The 17,245-nt window shown below is 74.0% G+C and carries 14 protein-coding genes; 4 read left to right on the top strand and 10 right to left on the bottom strand.

The annotated features are described in order from the left end of the window. Positions 1-17: 17 nt before the first annotated feature. The 3 genes from blsF to AB0E98_RS32345 are packed head-to-tail and all read right to left on the bottom strand — an operon-like array spanning position 18 to position 3,279. Positions 18-944 (bottom strand): CGA synthase-related protein, encoded by a 927-nt coding sequence (blsF, locus tag AB0E98_RS32355; RefSeq protein WP_361709723.1) that lies wholly within the window; start codon positions 942-944, stop codon positions 18-20. After that, on the bottom strand, positions 932-1,921 hold the full coding sequence (gene blsE / locus AB0E98_RS32350; protein ID WP_361709720.1) for a cytosylglucuronate decarboxylase: 990 nt from the start codon (positions 1,919-1,921) through the stop codon (positions 932-934). Before blsE ends, blsF begins: the two co-directional genes overlap by 13 nt. A 53-nt stretch (positions 1,922-1,974) precedes the next feature. Next, positions 1,975-3,279: a hydroxymethylcytosylglucuronate/cytosylglucuronate synthase gene (locus AB0E98_RS32345; RefSeq protein ID WP_361709717.1), complete on the bottom strand. Its 1,305-nt coding sequence runs from the start codon at positions 3,277-3,279 to the stop codon at positions 1,975-1,977. A gap of 685 nt (positions 3,280-3,964) precedes the next feature. Here AB0E98_RS32345 and AB0E98_RS32340 point away from each other — a divergent pair. Next, positions 3,965-5,629: an APC family permease gene (locus AB0E98_RS32340; RefSeq protein ID WP_361709818.1), complete on the top strand. Its 1,665-nt coding sequence runs from the start codon at positions 3,965-3,967 to the stop codon at positions 5,627-5,629. A 14-nt stretch (positions 5,630-5,643) separates the two neighbouring features. Here the strand turns inward: AB0E98_RS32340 and AB0E98_RS32335 are convergent, their stop codons facing one another. Continuing rightward, a complete protein-coding gene (locus AB0E98_RS32335; protein WP_361709714.1) occupies positions 5,644-6,480 on the bottom strand; it encodes an SAM-dependent methyltransferase in 837 nt (278 codons plus the stop codon). A gap of 89 nt (positions 6,481-6,569) precedes the next feature. Continuing rightward, positions 6,570-7,601 (bottom strand): hypothetical protein, encoded by a 1,032-nt coding sequence (locus tag AB0E98_RS32330; protein ID WP_361709711.1) that lies wholly within the window; start codon positions 7,599-7,601, stop codon positions 6,570-6,572. 107 nt (positions 7,602-7,708) lie between these two features. Here AB0E98_RS32330 and AB0E98_RS32325 point away from each other — a divergent pair, with 107 nt between their 5' ends. Together AB0E98_RS32325 and AB0E98_RS32320 are read left to right on the top strand one after the other, a co-directional pair. Further along, positions 7,709-8,149, top strand: coding sequence for a MarR family transcriptional regulator (locus tag AB0E98_RS32325; RefSeq protein ID WP_361709709.1), 441 nt, complete (start codon positions 7,709-7,711; stop codon positions 8,147-8,149). A 155-nt stretch (positions 8,150-8,304) separates the two neighbouring features. Further along, on the top strand, positions 8,305-8,655 hold the full coding sequence (locus AB0E98_RS32320) for a peptidase inhibitor family I36 protein (RefSeq protein WP_361709706.1): 351 nt from the start codon (positions 8,305-8,307) through the stop codon (positions 8,653-8,655). 75 nt (positions 8,656-8,730) lie between these two features. On the opposite strand, the gene AB0E98_RS32315 is transcribed toward AB0E98_RS32320, so the two are convergent. The 5 genes from AB0E98_RS32315 to AB0E98_RS32295 form a co-directional block, all read right to left on the bottom strand. Beyond that, entirely contained in the window at positions 8,731-10,833 is a 2,103-nt protein-coding gene (locus AB0E98_RS32315; protein WP_361709704.1) for a fructose-specific PTS transporter subunit EIIC, read from the bottom strand. A gap of 69 nt (positions 10,834-10,902) precedes the next feature. Beyond that, complete coding sequence (gene pfkB, locus AB0E98_RS32310) at positions 10,903-11,847, bottom strand: 1-phosphofructokinase (RefSeq protein ID WP_361709702.1); 945 nt, start codon at positions 11,845-11,847, stop codon at positions 10,903-10,905. Beyond that, entirely contained in the window at positions 11,844-12,605 is a 762-nt protein-coding gene (locus tag AB0E98_RS32305) for a DeoR/GlpR family DNA-binding transcription regulator (RefSeq protein WP_361709699.1), read from the bottom strand. The genes pfkB and AB0E98_RS32305 overlap by 4 nt, the downstream gene beginning before the upstream one ends. A gap of 122 nt (positions 12,606-12,727) precedes the next feature. After that, entirely contained in the window at positions 12,728-15,520 is a 2,793-nt protein-coding gene (locus AB0E98_RS32300) for a M4 family metallopeptidase (RefSeq protein WP_361709816.1), read from the bottom strand. Positions 15,521-15,731: 211 nt separating this feature from the next. Further along, positions 15,732-16,205, bottom strand: coding sequence for a MarR family transcriptional regulator (locus AB0E98_RS32295; protein ID WP_361709697.1), 474 nt, complete (start codon positions 16,203-16,205; stop codon positions 15,732-15,734). 92 nt (positions 16,206-16,297) lie between these two features. On the opposite strand from AB0E98_RS32295, the gene AB0E98_RS32290 reads away from it, so the two are divergent. Next, complete coding sequence (locus AB0E98_RS32290; protein ID WP_361709694.1) at positions 16,298-17,149, top strand: SDR family NAD(P)-dependent oxidoreductase; 852 nt, start codon at positions 16,298-16,300, stop codon at positions 17,147-17,149. Positions 17,150-17,245: the final 96 nt, after the last annotated feature.

The raw sequence follows: 17,245 nt of genomic DNA, 5'->3' as shown, positions 1-17,245 counted from the left end.
GGGATCGGCAGCAGGGCTCACAGCGGGGCGAGCGCGAGCTGACGGAGGGTCCGGGCGACGCGCTGCGCGCCCCGCAGGTCGTCGAGGCCGGGATCGACGGCGTCCCACAGCCCGTGCGGGCCCGCCCCGGGCGGTGTCCACACGGACGGGTCCGCCGGATCGGAGACCCGGGGTACCGGGACGACGCTGCCCACGCGCTCGGCCAGGTCCCGCTGGGCGGCGCCCAGCGGCGGCAGGAAGTACAGGGGCGCGCCCCGGGCGTGGGCGAGGGCCAGCGCGCCCGTCGTCGGCGAGGCGAGGAACACCTCGGCGGCGGCGTGCAGCGCGTCCACGTCGACCTCGGCGGCGGCGCGCACCGGCCGTGCCCCGCCGAGGCCCGCGCGGACGGCCGCGAGCCGGTCGTCGCAGACGACCTCGCACCGCCCGGTACGGCGCTCGGCCTCGTGGACCAGCGCGCGCAACGGCCCGGCGGCGAACGCGCCGGCCTCCTCGTCCGGCACGCCCCACAGGGACAGCAGGAGCAGGGTGCCCGCGCGGGCACGGTCGCGGGTGAGCCGGGCGGGCGCGAGCACCCCCGTGGTCCGCGCCCCGGCCGGCCGGGGGCCGGGCAGCCAGCCGGGCCGGTGCAGCCGGCGCAACGCCCGGCCGTCGTCGCCGGTGGCGGGGCCCGGGCCGGGGTCGTGCCCCGACCGCAGGTGCACCACGGGGACGCCGAGGCCGAGCAGCCGGGCGGTGGCCCGCTCGTCGTCGCAGACCAGCGCGGCGTCCGGGAGCGGGCCGCCGGGGGCGAGGGACACGGGGCGCAGGCCGCCGAGGTGGGCGGCGACGCGGCGGCGGGCCAGGACCGAGTCCAGCTCGTCGTCCCGGGACACCAGCAGCACCCGGCGGTACGGCGCGGCGGGGCCCGGGGGGCCGGGCCGGCGGCCGGGGGTCAGTAGCTCCACGGCGCCGCCGTTCCCAGCCGGGCGACGTCGTCGCTGTAGCCGGCGGCCGTCGTGGAGCAGCCGCCGCAGAGCTCGGGGCCGCGCTCGCGGAAGAAGCCCGCGTGGGCGGCGAAGTCCGGGGTGTCGAGGCGGAGCGCGCCGCCCTCGCGCAGGGCCGCGCCGCCGGGCCCGTGACCGTCGTCGCGGTGCGGGAGGCAGCTGCACGCGTACGCCCGCCCGTACTTGCCGTCGACGTAGATGACGTCGTCCACGACGTGGCACAGTGGCGCGGAGGCGCGCGGGGTCCGGGAGCGGAGGAAGTAGTCCTCCTGTTCCTCGGGCGTGTCGCCGTAGAACCGTTTGCCCAGGGGGACGAGCAGCGCTTCCGGGTCGGCGTCGTAGACCGGGTCGCAGACGGCGCGGACGTGGCCGGGGTCGGGGTAGGCGATGGGGCGGTCGAGCTTGAGCGCGGACAGCTCCCACTGGCGCACCCCGGCGTCGGTGAGGACCCGCTGGAGCCGGGGCGTCTCGGTGTAGTTGTGCGGCCCGACGACCGTGTTGACCCGGGGCAGGACGCCGAGCCCGGCGGCGGCCACCAGACCGCGCAGGGCGCTGTCGAACATGCCGGGGGAGCGGCGGTACACGTCGTGGGTGACGGCGGAGGCGCCGTCGACGCTGACGACGACCTGGGCCAGTCCCGCCCCGGCGAGCCGACCGGCCATCCTGGGCAGCAGCGCGCCGTTGGTGATGAGGGACATCCGCATGCCCTCGGCCGTGCCCGCGCGCACCAGCTCGACGACGTCGGGGTGCATCAGGGGCTCGCCGCCGGTGAAGCGCACGTACCGCACCCCGGCCTCCCGGGCCTCGGGCAGCAGACCGGCGAAGTCGGCGGGGGAGAAGCGGAAGGTGTCGCGGGAGAGGGCGTACTCGCACATGAAGCAGTCGGCGTTGCAGGCTTCCAGGATCCTGATGAACAGATAGCGGTCGCGCTGGCGCATGGGGAGACCTTCCGGACCGTTCGCGTGCGTACGGGGGCGGGGCGCAGCCGGGGTCAGGCGGGCAGGGGTGCCCGCCGCGCTATCTCCAGCAGCGCGTCGGCCACCTGGGCGGCGCCGCCGGTGCCGACGGCGGCGGTGAGCCCGCCCCAGTCGGCGCCCCCGGCCGCCCGGCGCAGCGCGGCCAGGACGCCCTCGCGCAGGGCGTCGCGGGTCGTACGGCCGCCAGGCGCGGGGACGTCGCCGGCGGCGGCCCGGGCGATCCCGCCGTAGATCAGCTCCAGGGCGCTGTCCTCGCCGCCCGAGCGGAGCGCGAGGGCGGCTTCCTCGGAGAGGACGTCCCCGGGCCAGGTGACGCGGACGTCCGCGCCGACGGCCCGGCTGTGGAACCGGCCGTTGAAGATCTGGCTGAGGTTCTGCGGCGGCAGGCACACGGTCGGCACGGCCGTCCGGCCGGCCTCCAGCAGGGTGGTGAGCCCGGGCGAGGCGAGAAGGACGTCGCAATCGCCCAGGCGGCGCAGGAACACGTCGTGGGGGAGCGGCCCCGCCGTGACGCGCGGTGGGACGGCGGGACCGGCGGTGAGCCGGGCGGCCAGGCCGTCGGGGAGGTTGCCCGCGATGTGCGCCTCCTGGACGCCGTGGGCGGCGAGCGCGGCGAGGACCGCGGGCACGACGGCGCGCGGGTAGCACGCCGGATCGGCGAGCCGAGGGGCCCGGAGCCCGCCGAGGCTGACGAGGGCCGTGCGGTACGGGCTCCCGTCGGCGCGGGCGCCGGGGCCGGTGGGCGCCCCGGGCGCGGCGGCGACGACCGCCTCGACCCAGCGCGGGTGACGGACGGCGGCCAGGACGCCCCGGCACTCGGCGGGCAACTCGACGGCGCGCTGGGCGCAGTAGGCGGACGCCTCCAGCGGCAGCGCGTCCCGGTCGCCGTCGGTCCAGAGGAACGGCAGGCTGTCGACGAACACGGTGGGCACCCCGGCGGCCTCCAGGGCCATGGCGACGGGCCCGTCCAGGACGACGAGCGCCGCCCGCACCCCCTGGGCCCGGACGATGCCGGCGACGGCGTCGCGGGCGGCGGCCGCGGTGCCCGGCAGGTCGTACCAGGACGCGACGGGATGCCCGGTGAGCAGGGGACGGCCGAGGCCGGTGCCCAGTCCGACGATCCTCGGCGGCCGCCCGCCCGAACGTTCCCGCAGCGCGCCGAGCACGGCGCTCAGCTTCCCCGAGCTGCCCCAGCCGAACTCCGCCCCGGCGATCGCCACGGTGACGGGCTCGTCGACGGGCTCGTCGCGCGGGGCCGGAGCCGGGGGACCGGGGACGGCGCGGAGGTGCCGCGGTCGTGGACCGGGAACAGGGCGCATCGGTTCCTCTCGGCTTCCTCGGCGGCCCGGCCCGTCCGGGCAGGGGAGGACCACGTTCGCGGCCGCGACCGGTACGGCGCAAGGACGGTGGCATCGGCTTCCGGCCAGGGGCCGGACCCCCTTACCCGAAAGGGGCAGGTCATATGAAGAACCCCGAGAGGCATGCATCTGGGATGAGTCGGAATATATGCGCTGATCGCGGGCTCGCTGTGCTCCATGAGGGAGACGGTGCGAGTGAGGCGCGACTCTCGCGGAGGTCGTACGCCGGGGCGCGCACCCGGCCAGGACACAACCGCGTGGCCGAAAGGCGGCGGAACGGACGATCCGGGCGGCCGGACCACCGGTGCTGATGGGGCGGTTGGAGGTGTTACTCCTGGTTGGCGTAGTATGACCGGCGTCGCTATTGCGTCCTCGGCCATCTCGTCGTCAACGAGCCCGGACCGTTCCCGAACCGCTTCGGGGGCAGTCCCCGGGCTCGTCGCGTCGTACCCGGTGTCCGTTCCCGGGGCCGATCCCGGCGAAGCCCAACAGGCCGGTACGCGGTGTCGGCGACTGATCCCCGCTCAGTTCGACAGGCGTCGCCGTCCATCGGCGCGAGCCGGTGGGACGGCCCCGGCAGCCGTACGCCGAAGAGGCGCATAGGGACTTCCAGTCCTTGTCTCCCGGCAGAACGGAAAAACAGCTCGTGGACATGAGCGCGGCCAACAGGAAAGGCCTCAGCCTTTTCGCCCTGATCATGATAGGCCTGGGGTCGATCTTCGGCTCCGGCTGGCTCTTCGGAGCCGGTCAGGCGGCCCAGGTGGCCGGGCCCGCCGCCCTGGTCGCCTGGGTGATCGGCGCGATCTTCATCGGCATGATCGCCATGACGTACGCCGAGGTGGGCGCCGCCTATCCGCTGCCGGGCGCCATGGCCCGCTTCGGCTCCATATCCCACGGCCCGGTGCTGGGCTTCGTCACCGGCTGGGCCGTGTGGATCGCGACCGCCTCGCTGATCCCCATCGAGGCCATCGCGGGCACCCAGTACATGTCCTCCTGGAGCTTCGGCTGGGCCAAGGGGCTGGTCTCCGGCGGCAGCCTCACCGCCACCGGCATCGCGACGGCCCTGATCCTGACCTTCGCCCTGTGGCTGGCCTGCTACTGGTCGGTCGAGCTGCTGGCGCGCGCCAACAACCTCCTGACCCTGGTCAAGTTCGCCATCCCCGTCCTCGCGGTCGGCGCGCTCATCGCCTCCGGCTTCCACACGGAGAACCTCACCTCTCACGGCGGCTTCGCCCCCAACGGCTGGTCCGCGGTCCTCACCGCCGTCACCGCCTCGGGCGTCGTCTTCGCCTTCAACGGCTTCCAGGCCGTCGTCAACCTCGGCGGCAACGCCAAGAACCCCGGCCGCGCCATCCCGCTCGCGCTCGTCGGCGCGCTCTCCCTCGGCCTGGTGATCTACCTGGCCCTCCAGGTCGCCTTCCTCGGCGCCGTCCCGCCCGAGAAGCTCGCCGAGGCCGGTGGCTGGAGCGGCGTCAACTTCGCTTCCCCCTTCGCCGACCTCGCCAAGCTGCTGATGCTGCACTGGGTCGTCACCATGCTCCAGTTCGGCGCCTTCATCTCGCCCAACGGCGCCAACATCGGCAACGTCGCCTCCTCCGCCTACCTGGCGCAGAACCTCGCCGAGACCGGCTTCTTCCCCAAGAAGATCGCCGAGGTCCACCCCCGCTACGGCGCCGCCCGCCCCGCGATGTGGCTCAACCTGGGCTTCTCCGTCCTCCTGCTGCTGACCATCGGCCACAGCTGGGAGGCCCTGGCCAGCGTCGTCTCCGCCGCGATGGTCGTCTCCTACCTCATGGGCCCCATCGCCGTCGGTGTCTTCCGTGAGACCAAGCCCGAGCTGCCCCGCCCCTTCCGGCTCCCGGCCGCCAAGGTCCTCTGCCCCATCACCTTCGCCTTCGCGGCCTGCGCCCTGTACTGGTCGAAGTGGCCCAACACCGGCAAGGTCGCCGTCCTCACCCTGATCTCGGTGCCCATCGCCGCGATCGTGCTGAGCCGCCGGGGCGAGAGCGATCTGCGCCGCCAGTTCGCGCCGGCCTGGTGGATGGTCGCGTTCCTGCTGTGGCTCTCGACGCTGTCGGCGCTGGGCAGCAAGGAGTTCGGCGGTCACGGGGTGATCCCGGGCGGCCTCGACATCGCGCTGGTGGGTGTGTCCGCGCTGGGCTTCTACTTCTGGGCGGTCCGCGCGGGCGTCCAGGCCCATCGCGCCGGGCTGCCGGACCCCGACCCCGTGCTCGGCGCCGGGGCCCGGACCGCGCGCGCGGCCGAGGACGAGCAGGAGGCTCCCGAGCCCGCCGTGGTCACGGCCGTCTGACGGGCGCGCGCCGCTCAGCGTCGCGTCGCGGTATGGAAGCCGCCCCGGGCCGGACCGGTCCCGGGGCGGCCGTATGTCCGCGACAGTTCCTCGATGGGGTGGGTCGCCACGTCCCAGCCGTTGGCGCCGAGCCAGTCGCCCAGACCCGGGCCCAGGCCGCCCAGCCACAGCGGGGCGATGTGCGCGAGGGCCGGTTCGGCGTCGGCCGACGGGAGGTCCCGGCCGCGCTCCATGGCGAACCGGTCGCCCGGGCGGGACAGCCCGCCGAGAGTGAGGAGCAGGCAGGTGGCCTGCTCCTCCGTGAGATACACCAGGAGTCCCTCGGCCAGCCAGGCCGTCCGCGCGGCCGGGTCGAAGCCCGCCTCGGCCAGCAGGGCGGGCCACTCGGGCGACAGCAGGTCGGCTGCCACCGCCGTCCGGTCACAGCGCGGCCGGGCCGCCCGCCCGGCCAGGACGTGCTCCTTGAAGGCCAGCACCGGCGGAAGATCCAGCTCGTACAGCCGTACCCCGTCCGGCCAGGCCAGCCGGTACGCGCGGGTGTCCAGCCCGGCGGCCAGCAGGACCGTCTGACGGCACCCGGCCGCGCAGGCGGCGAGCAGGAAGTCGTCGTAGAAGCGGGTGCGGATCACCGTGTGATGGGTGATGGCGGCGGCGTACGGCCCGGGCCGTACGGCCGGCTCGGCGGGGTACCCGGCGGCGGTGAGGAACGCCGTGGCGTGGGGGTCCGTGAAGAGGGCGTCCGGGCGCCGGCTCTCCTGTGCCCGGACCCGGGCGACGGTCAGGGCCGTCCTGCTGACGGGGCTGAACGACGCGGCCTCGGTGGGCCCGGCGGCGGGTTCTGGTGTGGTCATGGGGGCAGGATGCCCACCGGCGCGGCCGGGGACCACGGTGAGCGCCCGCGCGCCCGCCTGATCCGGCGGGCGCGTTCGGGCGGTGCCGCTCAGACCCCCACGGCCTCCTCCATCTCCTCCTCCGCGTTGTCGGTGGCCTTGGCCGCTACAGGCGTGGCGCGCCGTGCCTCGGTGACCCAGGCCGCGCAGACGACCGCGATGCCGGCGACCAGCCACAGCGCCAGCGTCCACACGTGCCGGCCCAGGCCGGCGTGGTCGAAGTAGACGAGGCTGCGGATGCCCTCGACGAACCCGGCGCCGTTCCAGAAGGAGTGCAGCGCGGCGAAGAAGCCGTTCTGGAGCTCGGGGCGGTAGACACCGCCGGCGCTGGTGAAGTTGAGCATGACGAAGAGGACCATCACGCCCAGCGTGGTCCAGCGCCCCAGGAAGGTGTGCAGTCCGGTGCCGACGAGCAGGACGCCCGCCGAGTAGACCCACGCCATGGCCCACAGCCCCGGCAGGCCCTGGTCGACCAGGTGGAAGACGGGCCCGGCGAAGACCGCGCCGATCACGCTGACGATGAGCGACATGGCACCGGCGAGCGCCACCCGCAGCCGCATCGGCAGCACCGCGCCCGCTCCGCCGATCACGGCGACGGCGGCGTACGAGCCGATGCTGAGCGCGACCAGCAGGAAGAAGATGCCCTGGCCCGTGGGGTCGCCCTCGGCGGGCGGCACCACGTCGGTGACCTTCAGCGGGGCGCCCTGGTGCGCGGCGACGGGCTGGAAGACCTTCTGCACGGCGACGGCCGTGGTGTCCGAGCCGGCCGAGGCGATCAGCAGCTCGGGGGAGCGCTTGCCGGGGACGTAGGCGCCGAAGACCTTCCGGTCCTTGAGCTGCCGGACCGCCTCCTCGCGGTCGGCGACCGTCCGTACGGCGAGGCGGTCGCCCGCCTTGTCGCTGATCGTCTGCGCGAGCACCTGGGTGCCGGTGCCGGAGCCCACGACGGCGACGGGCAGCCGGTGCGGCTCGGGGTGGGCGAACGCGCCCAGGTAGGCGAGGCCCATGCCGACGCACATCAGCAGGGGAGTGAGCAGATGGGTCAGCACATGACGCAGCGCGCCGCCGTTGGTGGATCTCATCGGTGCCTTCCTCGGGCTCCCCGGTGCGGGAGCCGTGGCGATAGTTGGCAAATACAACTCTGTCTTCAAGTTGTACTCTACAACCACATGGCCTGAAAGGAGTCCCCGTGCCCCACCGTGACGAGTCCGTGGAGATCATCCAGCGGGAGCTGACCGCCTTCGCCCGCCGCGCCCGCGCCTCCGCCGCCCGGATGCACCCCGAGCTCTCCCTGGTCTCCTTCACCCTGCTGTCCCACCTCGAGGACCGGCAGGGCTGCCGCGCCACCGACCTCGCGGCCCACTACCTGCTGGACAAGTCCACCGTCAGCCGGCAGATCGCCACGCTGGAGCACCTCGGCCTCGTCGAACGCCGCGTCGACCCCGACGACCAGCGCGTTCAGGTCCTCCACCTCACGGCGGCGGGCCGGGAGACCCTCGCCCAGGTCGCCGCCCGACGCCACACGGCCTTCCAGGAACGCCTCGCCGACTGGAACGAGGACGACCTCGCCGGCTTCGCCGCGCACCTCCTGCGCTACAACGCGGCGCACGCGTCCTCCGGGGACGCGTAGCCGCCGGGGTGCGGCCCTTCGACGGTGATCGAAGCGCTCGACGGCGCTCACCAAGGGTGCGGATGATGTCGCTGTCGGTGGCGGTGAAGCAGCCGCTTCAGGACATCGCCGCCGCCTTCCGTGACCGTCGTAGAAGCCGTAGAAAAGGACGAACCATGAGAATCGTCTCCGCCGTCACCATGTCCCTGATCGCGCTCCTCATGCCCGCGACAAGCGCCTTCGCCGCCCCGGCCGCCGGGCCACCGGCCTGTCCCAACGGCTCGGTCTGCTTCTTCAGCGGGTCGGACTACCACGGCTCCAGCTGGGAGTGGACGGCCTCCAGCGGCTACCGCGACATGCCCCCGGCCCTCCACGACAACGTCGGCTCCTTCGTCGCGAGCACCGACGCCTGCTTCATCAACTGGGACCCGAAGGAGACCCGCCAGGTGCACAACGGCGACTGGCGCCGGGCGTACGGGGGCGACTTCGGCGGCCGGATCGACGGGGTCAACGGGGGCAACTGCTGACCCCATGACCAGCGGCAGACGCCTGCGGGTCCCGGCGCGGGGAGGCCGGGACCCGCAGGCGTCGCGACAGCGGTGTCAGGCGGCGACCACCGACGCCGGCGCCTCCGTCTCCGTTTCCGGCTCCGGGCGGCGCAGGCCCTTGAGGAGGACGACCAGCGCGGCGCCGACCCCCGTGCCCGCCGCGATCGCGACGAGGTACAGCAGCGGCTGCCCGATCAGCGGGACGACGAAGGCACCGCCGTGCGGGGCCCGCAGGGTGCAGCCGAACGCCATGGACAGGGCGCCCGTCACCGCACCGCCCGCCATCGCGGAAGGGATCACGCGCAGGGGGTCCGCCGCGGCGAAGGGGATCGCGCCCTCGGTGATGAAGGAGGCGCCCAGCACCCACGCGGCCTTGCCGTTCTCCCGCTCGGCCCGGGTGAACAGCCGTCCGCGCACGGCCGTGGCCAGGGCCATCGCCAGCGGCGGCACCATCCCGGCAGCCATGACCGCCGCCATCACCTTCAGACTGCCCGCGTTGGGGTCGGCCAGGCCGCCGACCGCGAAGGTGTACGCGCACTTGTTCAGCGGGCCGCCGAGGTCGAAGCACATCATCAGACCCAGCACGGCGCCCAGGACGACCGCGTTCGTCCCCGACAGTCCGCCCAGCCAGTCGGTGAGCGCCTTCTGGAGCGCGGCGACCGGCTTGCCGACCACCAGGAACATCAGGAATCCGACCACCGCCGACGAGAGCAGCGGAATCACGACCACGGGCATGATGCCGCGCAGCACGGGCGGGACGGTCACCCGCCGGACGCCCAGGACGGCCGCCCCCGCCAGGAGACCGGCGATCAGCCCGCCCAGGAAGCCCGCGTTCACGGTCAGGGCGATCGAGCCACCGACGAAACCGGGCACGAGCCCGGGCCGGTCGGCCATCCCGTAGGCGATATAGCCCGCCAGCACCGGCACCAGGAACGCGAAGGCGGCCCCGCCGGTCTGGAAGAACAACGCGGCCCAGCTCGCGGACTCCGTCCACAGGAAGTGGTCGGCGACGGACGGCGCCTTGTTCACCTGGTAGCCCCCGACGGCGAAGGCCAGGGCGATCAGCAGACCGCCCGCCGCGACGAACGGCACCATGTAGCTCACGCCCGTCATCAGCCACGTACGCAACCGGGTGCCGAACCCGTCGCCCACCCCGGCCCCCGCGTCCATGGGCGCGGCCGGTCGTGCCACCGGTGCACCGGCTGCCGCCGCCAGCTCGCACACCTCGGCGATCAGCTCGGCGGGCCGGTTGACCCCCGCCTTCACCCCGACGTCCACGGTGGGCTTGCCCGCGAAACGGGCCCGCTCGCGCACCTCCACGTCATGGGCGAAGATCACGCCGTCGGCCGCCGCGACGACCGCCGGGTCGAGCCGGGTGAACCCGGCGGAACCCTGCGTCTCCACGACGAGCTCCACCCCCGCGTCCAGGGCGGCCTGCCGCAGCGCCTCGGCCGCCATATAGGTGTGCGCGATACCGGTCGGGCAGGACGTGACCGCGACGATACGGAGCGGCTGCCGCCGGGAGGCGTCGGCCGCGGCCGACGGTGTCGGCTCCGCCACGGCGGACGACCGGGCCCGCTCGCCGGCGCCGACGGCGGCCGGAGTCCCGGCTCCGTCCGGAAGCCTGACCGGGTTCGGGGCCCCGGCCGCCGTCGCGCCCTCGGCCGCCGCGTCCCCGTCCGCCCGGACCCGCTCCCGCGCCGGAGGCGCGTCGCCGCGCAGCAGCGCCGCGACGGCCTCCACGCTCTCCGCCGCCCGGAGCGCGCCCGTGAACCCCGCGTCCATCAGCTGTCGCGCCAGCGCCGACAAAATGGTGAGGTGGTCGCTGTCGGCGCCCGCCGGGGCGGCTATCAGGAAGATCAGGTCCGCCGGGCCGTCCGGCGCCCCGAAGTCGATCCCGGCGGAGGCGCGGCCGAAGGCCAGCGTGGGCTCGGTGACGTGCGCGCTGCGGCAGTGGGGGATGCCGATGCCACCGTCGAGCCCCGTCGGCATCCGCGCCTCGCGCGCGGCGACGTCGGCCAGGAAGCCCTCCAGGTCCGTGACCCGGCCCAGGGCCCGCATCCGTTCGGCGAGCGAGCGCGTCGCCGCTTCCTTCGTACCGGCGGTACTGGCGGACAGGTCCAGGTCGACCAGTCCGGCCGTGATCAGTTCACTCATCGCGGGCTCCCTTGCACGCGCTGACGCCCGGCGGGCGGTGGGGGACAGAAAAAGGGGAGGATAAAGACGTCAGGCGGGCTCGGTCAGCGCGCGGTCGTACGGCACCGTCGCCGTGACCGTCACCGCCTCCGGCACGAGATCGGCCGGGACCGGCATCACGCTGCCGGGCAGCCCCACGGCCGCCGCGCCGTGCGCGAGGGCCGAGGCCAGGGCGGCGGGGCCGGTCCCCCCGGCGACGAGGAAACCGGCCAAGGACGCGTCACCCGCGCCGACGTCGCTGCGCACGGCGGCGACGGGCGCCGTCCCGAAGTGCGTGCCGCTGTCGTCGACCAGCAGCTGGCCGTCCGCGCCGAGGCTGGCGAGGACCGCCCGAGCCCCCAGGGCTCGCAGTTCCTCGGCCGCGTCGGCCACGTCGCCGATCGTGGCCAGCGGCCGGCCCACGGCCTGGGCGAGCTCGTGCGCGTTGGGCTTGACGACGTCCGGGCGCTCCCGCAGGGCCGCCGTGAGCGCGGGCCCCGAGGTGTCCAGGGCGATCCGGGACCCGCCCGCGTGCGCGGCGGCCACCAGCCGTCCGTACCACTCGGGGGCCAGGCCGCGCGGCAGGCTGCCGCAGCAGGCGACCCAGTCCGCGCGGGCCGACCGCGCCCCCACGGCGGCGAGCAGGGTGTCCGCCTCGGCCGGGTCCAGCTCGGGACCCGCGGCGTTGATCTTGGTGAGGGTGCCGTCCGGTTCGGCGACGGCGACGTTCACACGCGTCGAGCCATGGACGGGCACCCCCGCCACCTCGATGCCGTGCCCGTCCAGCAGCCGCTCCAGCAGCGCGCCCTCCGCGCCGCCGAGCGGCAGCACCGCGACCGTGCGCCGCCCGGCGGCGGCCACGGCACGCGAGACGTTGACGCCCTTGCCGCCGGGGTCGACCCGGTCGGCACCGGCCCGCAGCACCGCGCCGCGCTCCAGACGGGGAACCTCGAAGGTGCGGTCCAGGCTGGGATTGGGAGTGACGGTGAGGATCACGCGCGGACCACCGTCGGCCCGGCCAGCTCGACGGCCCGCGCGTCCTCCGGCGACAGGCCCGTATCCGTCACGACCAGGTCCACGTCGGCGAGGTCGCCGAAGCGCGCGAAGTGCCGCTGACCGTATTTGGCGGAGTCGGCGAGCAGCACCACGCGCCGCGCCGCGCCCGCCACCGCCCGCTTGACGGCGGCCTCCGCCAGATCGGGCGTGGTCAGACCGCCGTCGGGGGAGAAGCCGTTGGTCGCCAGGAAGGCGACGTCCGCGTGGATCTCGGCGTAGGCGCGCAGCGCCCATTCGTCCACGGCGGCGCGCGTACGGCGCCGTACCCGGCCGCCGACGAGATGCAGCGCGATGCCCGGGTGGTCGGCCAGCCGGGCGGCGACCGGCAGGGCGTGGGTGACGACGGTGAGCGTGGAGTCCAGGGGGAGCAGCCCGGCGAGGCGGGCGGCCGTCGTGCCCGCGTCGATGATGACGCTGCCGTCGGCGGGGAGCTCGGCGAGGGCGGCCCGCGCGATGGCGTCCTTCTCGTCCGCCGCCGTGGTCTCCCGCTCGGCGAGGTCCGGCTCGAAGTCGAGTCGTCCGGCGGGGATGGCGCCACCGTGGACCCGCAGGACGAGCCCGGCCCGGTCGAGGGCCTTGAGGTCGCGCCGCACGGTCTCGGCGGTGACCCGGAAGTCCTCGGCGAGGGAGAGCACCTCCACCCGGCCGCGCTCACGGGCGAGGCGCAGGATCTCCTGCTGACGCTCCGGTGCGTACATGAAGGACTACTTCCGTTCGATGCCCGAATCTGTTGTTATCGGCCACCCTAATGACTGGATGGAGAAGAAGTAAACAGAATCGGGCAATCAAACAGACGTGATCGGGCATGGAGTGAGGGTTGTCAGTCGCACTTCCCGGCCGGGCGGGACCGGGTGACGAGGTCGGGGTACCCGGTGGTGGCGTCGATCCACACCACCTGGGCGCCACCCGCGGCGGCGGCCCCCAGCTGCTCACCGCGGCCACAGGAGACCCGGCCCTTGCGGGAGCCGTCGGTCGAGAACTGCCACAGCTTGGACAGCGTCGCATCGCGGAGGACGGTGTCCGGCGTCCTCGCCGTGACGGTCACCGCGTCCTCGGAGGCCGTCAGACCGACGCCGTACAGCGCGTCCTCGCCCTGTCCGGGGCTGATGTCGACGACGCCCGCGCCGTCGAGGCCGACGCGGCGCACGGCGGTCCGGGCGCTGTCCTTGACGTCCTTGACCAGCCAGAAGACATGTTTGCCCGTGATCGCGGTCTGCCCCAGGTCGTGCGGTGTACCGATCTGCGGCAGCACCGTCACCTTGCCGGTCGCGATGTCCAGCACTTTGGTGTCCTGACGGTAGACGCCGTAGACGCGGCCCGAGTCGGTGTAGGCGATCCGGCCATTGCGCAGGGACGGCCGTGCCGTCTCGGCCCAGAGCTTGCCCGACTCCGGGGAGACCACCGTCGGCTCGATCTCACCGATGCGCAGGTACACCACGCGGTTGCCGCCCTTGCGCAGACCGATCTCGAAGACCACGTCCTTTCCCTCGACGCGCGGCGAATGGATCCCGTACCGGTCGTCGTACAGTTTTTTGACGGGCCCGCCGGCGATCGGCCGCGCCAGGACCTCCACACGGTTGCCCCGGTACGCCACCCAGACCACCGTCCTGCCGTCGGTGGCCGGCTCGACGTGGTTCCGGCCGTCGTTGGGGCTGATCAGCTTCTTCTCACCGGTGCCGTCCGTACGCCCGGCCCAGACCGAGTTGGCCTCGGTGCCGCTCTCGTTCGACGCGGACGCGGCCCACCAGCCGCCGCCCGCGCCCACGTTCGTCCTGGTGGTGGTGACCCTGCCGAGGAGCCGGTCGGTGTCCACGCCGATGGCGAGCTCCCAGCCGGGGACGATGCCGTGGGCGGTGAAGGCCCGTTCCACGGCCCTGAGATCCTTGCCGGTGACGCCGAGGTCCTTGGCTGCGGCGATGACGGCGTCGCGGCCCTCGGTGAAGCCGTCCAGCGGGGTCATGTAGTCGGTGAGCGCCCGGTGGACGATTCTGTCGGCGAGGGTGCGGTTCAGGTCCTTGCGGATGTCCCACAGGGCGCCGGAGAAGATGGTGGAGTTGAGGTGGACGCCACCGCTGTCGGTGGCGAAACCCACGCCGAGGAAGGACTTGGAGGTCGTCCTGCCGTCGTTCATGTCCCGGGTGGCGCACGCGCGCGGGGACTTGGTGCGGCACAGCCCGTCGCCCAGCAGTCCCGAGTCGGGGTCGTCCATGGACGTACCCCGTGCGTCGGTCTTGACGCCGGCCCCGAAGTAGTCCGCGACCGCCACGGCGAGCGCTCCGGACTGGCCCGCGTGGACGAGCCCGGCGGTGCGCTCGACGACCCCGTGCGTCATCACGTGGCCGACCACGTCCAGGGCCGCGGAGAACGGGCGGTACTCCGCGTCGCCCCCGCCGTACGCCGCCTTGGTGCCGTCCCAGAAGGCGTTCTTGAGCGGGTGCCCGTAGTCCCAGACGCCCACCAGGGAATTGACCGCCATGCCCCGGCCGTCGACGCCGTCCCTGCCGAGGACGGACTTGTAGTAGTCGTGGACCTTGCCCGCCGCCCAGTGGGCGTCGACCGCGCCGGTCTCGGTGGCCTCCTTGCCGAAGGCCGGCGTCGCCGAGCCGAACTCCCTGAGACCGGACGGCCAGATGCCGGCCACCTCGCTGGGGCCCCTGCGGCGCGCGTCCCAGGTGGCGATGGGCTTCTTGCCGCTGCCGCTGCCGCTGCCGCCGTCCCGCGCCCGCGAGTAGTCGCGCATGACGTATTCCTTGCGCGCCTCGTCCCGGTCCAGCCGCAGTTCGACGGTGCTCCCGTCGGCCCTGACACCGGAGCCCAGTGCTCCGGGCCCCGGCGGGGGCGGCTCGGGTGCGTCGGGTGTGCCGTTGGGGTCGTAGCCGCCGTCGAGGAAGCCCCGCGAGGGCACGTCGAACGTCTTGATACTGCTGTACTGGAGGACCGGATAGCCGTCGACGGCGTCGATGTAGACCTCCTCCAGCACCGGCGCCCCGGAGGCAGGGTCCGTGCCGCGCACGGTGATGTGCCGGGCGAGCACACCCGTGCCCCTGGGCAGCACGACCAGGCCGCGTGCCGTGCCGGTCAGCGGCTCGGGCGCGGGGCTGTCGTCGTCTCCCCGCGGGCCGTTCGGGGCGTCGGACCGGCGGGCGCCGAGCCGCGTGAGCGTGGCGTCGACGGCCCGTTCGACAGCGAGTTCCTCACTCACCTCGGGCGTGGTGCCGGTGGTCAGTGCTGTGAAGTACTTGCCGGAGGCTCCGGTGACGACGCGCTTGCCGTTCTTCCTCTCCATGCGGACGAGGTACTGCCCGCCGAGGACGTCGACGCCGTGGTGCTTCTGCTGAAACCGTACGGTCTCCGAGGCGCCGGAGGCGGTGGTCCGCAGGGGCGCCAGGTCGCGGGCGGGATCGGCGATCCGGTAGCGGCTCTCCCCGGCGGCGAGATGACCGAGCGCCGCGTCCGCCGCGCTCCCCGTGGCCGCCACCGGCTCCCGGATGCCCTCGACGAGGGCGGGCGTCGCGGTGTGCCGACCGGGGATCACCTCTCCCGGCGCGGGGGCCGGCGGCCCGGCGGCCGCGCCGGCGGGAGCCGCCGGGACGACAAGTGCGGCGGCGCCGATCAGCGCCGCCGCACCGGTGATGCCGCCCCGGGCTCTGGATGCTCCCCGTCTTGCCTTCCGTCCTGCCGTCCGTGCTCCGGGCTCGCGCAAGGTTCCCCCTCCGGTACATACGCGGCAGCGATGCCTCTGGGCAGGGTCATGCAAGCGGTGGTGCGTCGGCCCATCAATGGGCGAGGTGATTTCGCGGGCGGAATCCGGCCTTGATCCGCCGTCAGGACGCCGGGTGGTTCTTCCGCCGCTGCTTGAGCTTGCTCCACACGGTCTCGAGCGCCTGGATGTCGGTGTCGTCGAGGAGGTCGTCGAAGACCTCCGCCAGGGCCGCGCGACGGGTCGCGTCCGCCTCGGCGAAGGCGCGCCGCCCGGCCTCGGTGAGCTCCACCCGCACGGACCGAGCGTCGGTCGGTGACGGGACGCGGGCCGCCAGGCCGCGCGCCTGGAGGGCGTCGACGACGCGGGAGGCCTGGCTGCGGCTGAGCAGGGTCTTCTCGCCCAGGTCGGACGCTGCGACGGGCGCGGCCTGCCCGTTCAGCCAGAGCATGACCTCGAACCAGGAGAGCGGAAGGTCATGCGCCCGCTGGAGCGCCTGGTCGACGTGGGCGCTGAGGGTCGTACCCGCCCATACCAGGCCGTAGAAGGCGTGGTCGCGGGGGGACAGGTCTCCCAGGGTGAGGTCGGTGCGCGCCATCTCCGCAGTCTACCGGTTGTGTGCGCACGCACGCAGTTATAGTGTGTGCGCACACACGAAAACTCCCACGCGAGCGGAAGAGAGACGAGCCCGTGACCTCCCCCCACACCGTCCTGATCACCGGAACCTCCTCCGGCATCGGTCTGGCGACCGCCGTGGCCGCCGCCCGCGAGGGCTGGAACGTGATCGCCACCATGCGCGACCCGGCCAGGGCGGGCGCCCTGCGCGAGGCCGCCGAGCAGGCGGGTGTCACCGGCCTCGTCCGCGTCGAACGACTGGACGTGACCGACCCCGCCTCCATCACCGCGTGCCTGGACCGGGTGATCGCCACGTACGGGCGGCTGAACGCCCTGGTCAACAACGCCGGCGCCGGCGTCGTCGGCACCGTCGAGCAGAGCGGCTCCGCGCCGTTCCGCTCGGCGATGGAGGTGAACTTCTTCGGCGTCGTGGAGACGACCCACGCGGCCATGCCGTACCTCCGTGCCTCGCGCGGCAAGGTCGTCACGGTCACCAGCGTCGGCGGCGTCGTCGGGCAGCCCTTCAATGAGGCGTACTGCGCGGCCAAGTTCGCCGCCGAAGGTTTCATGGAGTCCCTGGCCCCGGTCGCGGCGACCGCGGGCGTGGGCGTCACGGTCGTCGAGCCGGGCGCGGTGGCCAGCGAGTTCGTCGCCAGCCAGAACCTGGACATCCCCGCGCTGCTGGAGGCCGCCGGGCCCTACGCGCCGGCCCTGAAGGCCTACATCGACCGCACCCTGGCGTCCTTCGGCAACGCGCAGAGCGCCGCCGAGGCCGCCGCCTCCGTCGTCGGCGTGCTCACGGCGGAGCGGCCGCCCTTCCGCGTGCAGACCTCCGCCTGGGCGCGCGACTTCGTCGGCACCAAGCTCGCCGACGCCGACGGCTCCGCCGTCCAGGCGCTCACGGCGTCGTGGGTCTCCTCGTCGTGAAAGGGCGGCGGCGCCCCGGGGTGTGGGGTGCCGCCGCCCTTTGCGACGTGTCTGCCGGTTTGTTTAGTACGCGGAGTTGACGTTGTCCATGGAGCC

This window comes from Streptomyces sp. NPDC037389 (assembly GCF_040636475.1).
GTDB classification, from domain to species: Bacteria; Actinomycetota; Actinomycetes; order Streptomycetales; family Streptomycetaceae; genus Streptomyces; species Streptomyces hesseae.
This window is presented reverse-complemented; position numbering and strand designations above follow the sequence as displayed.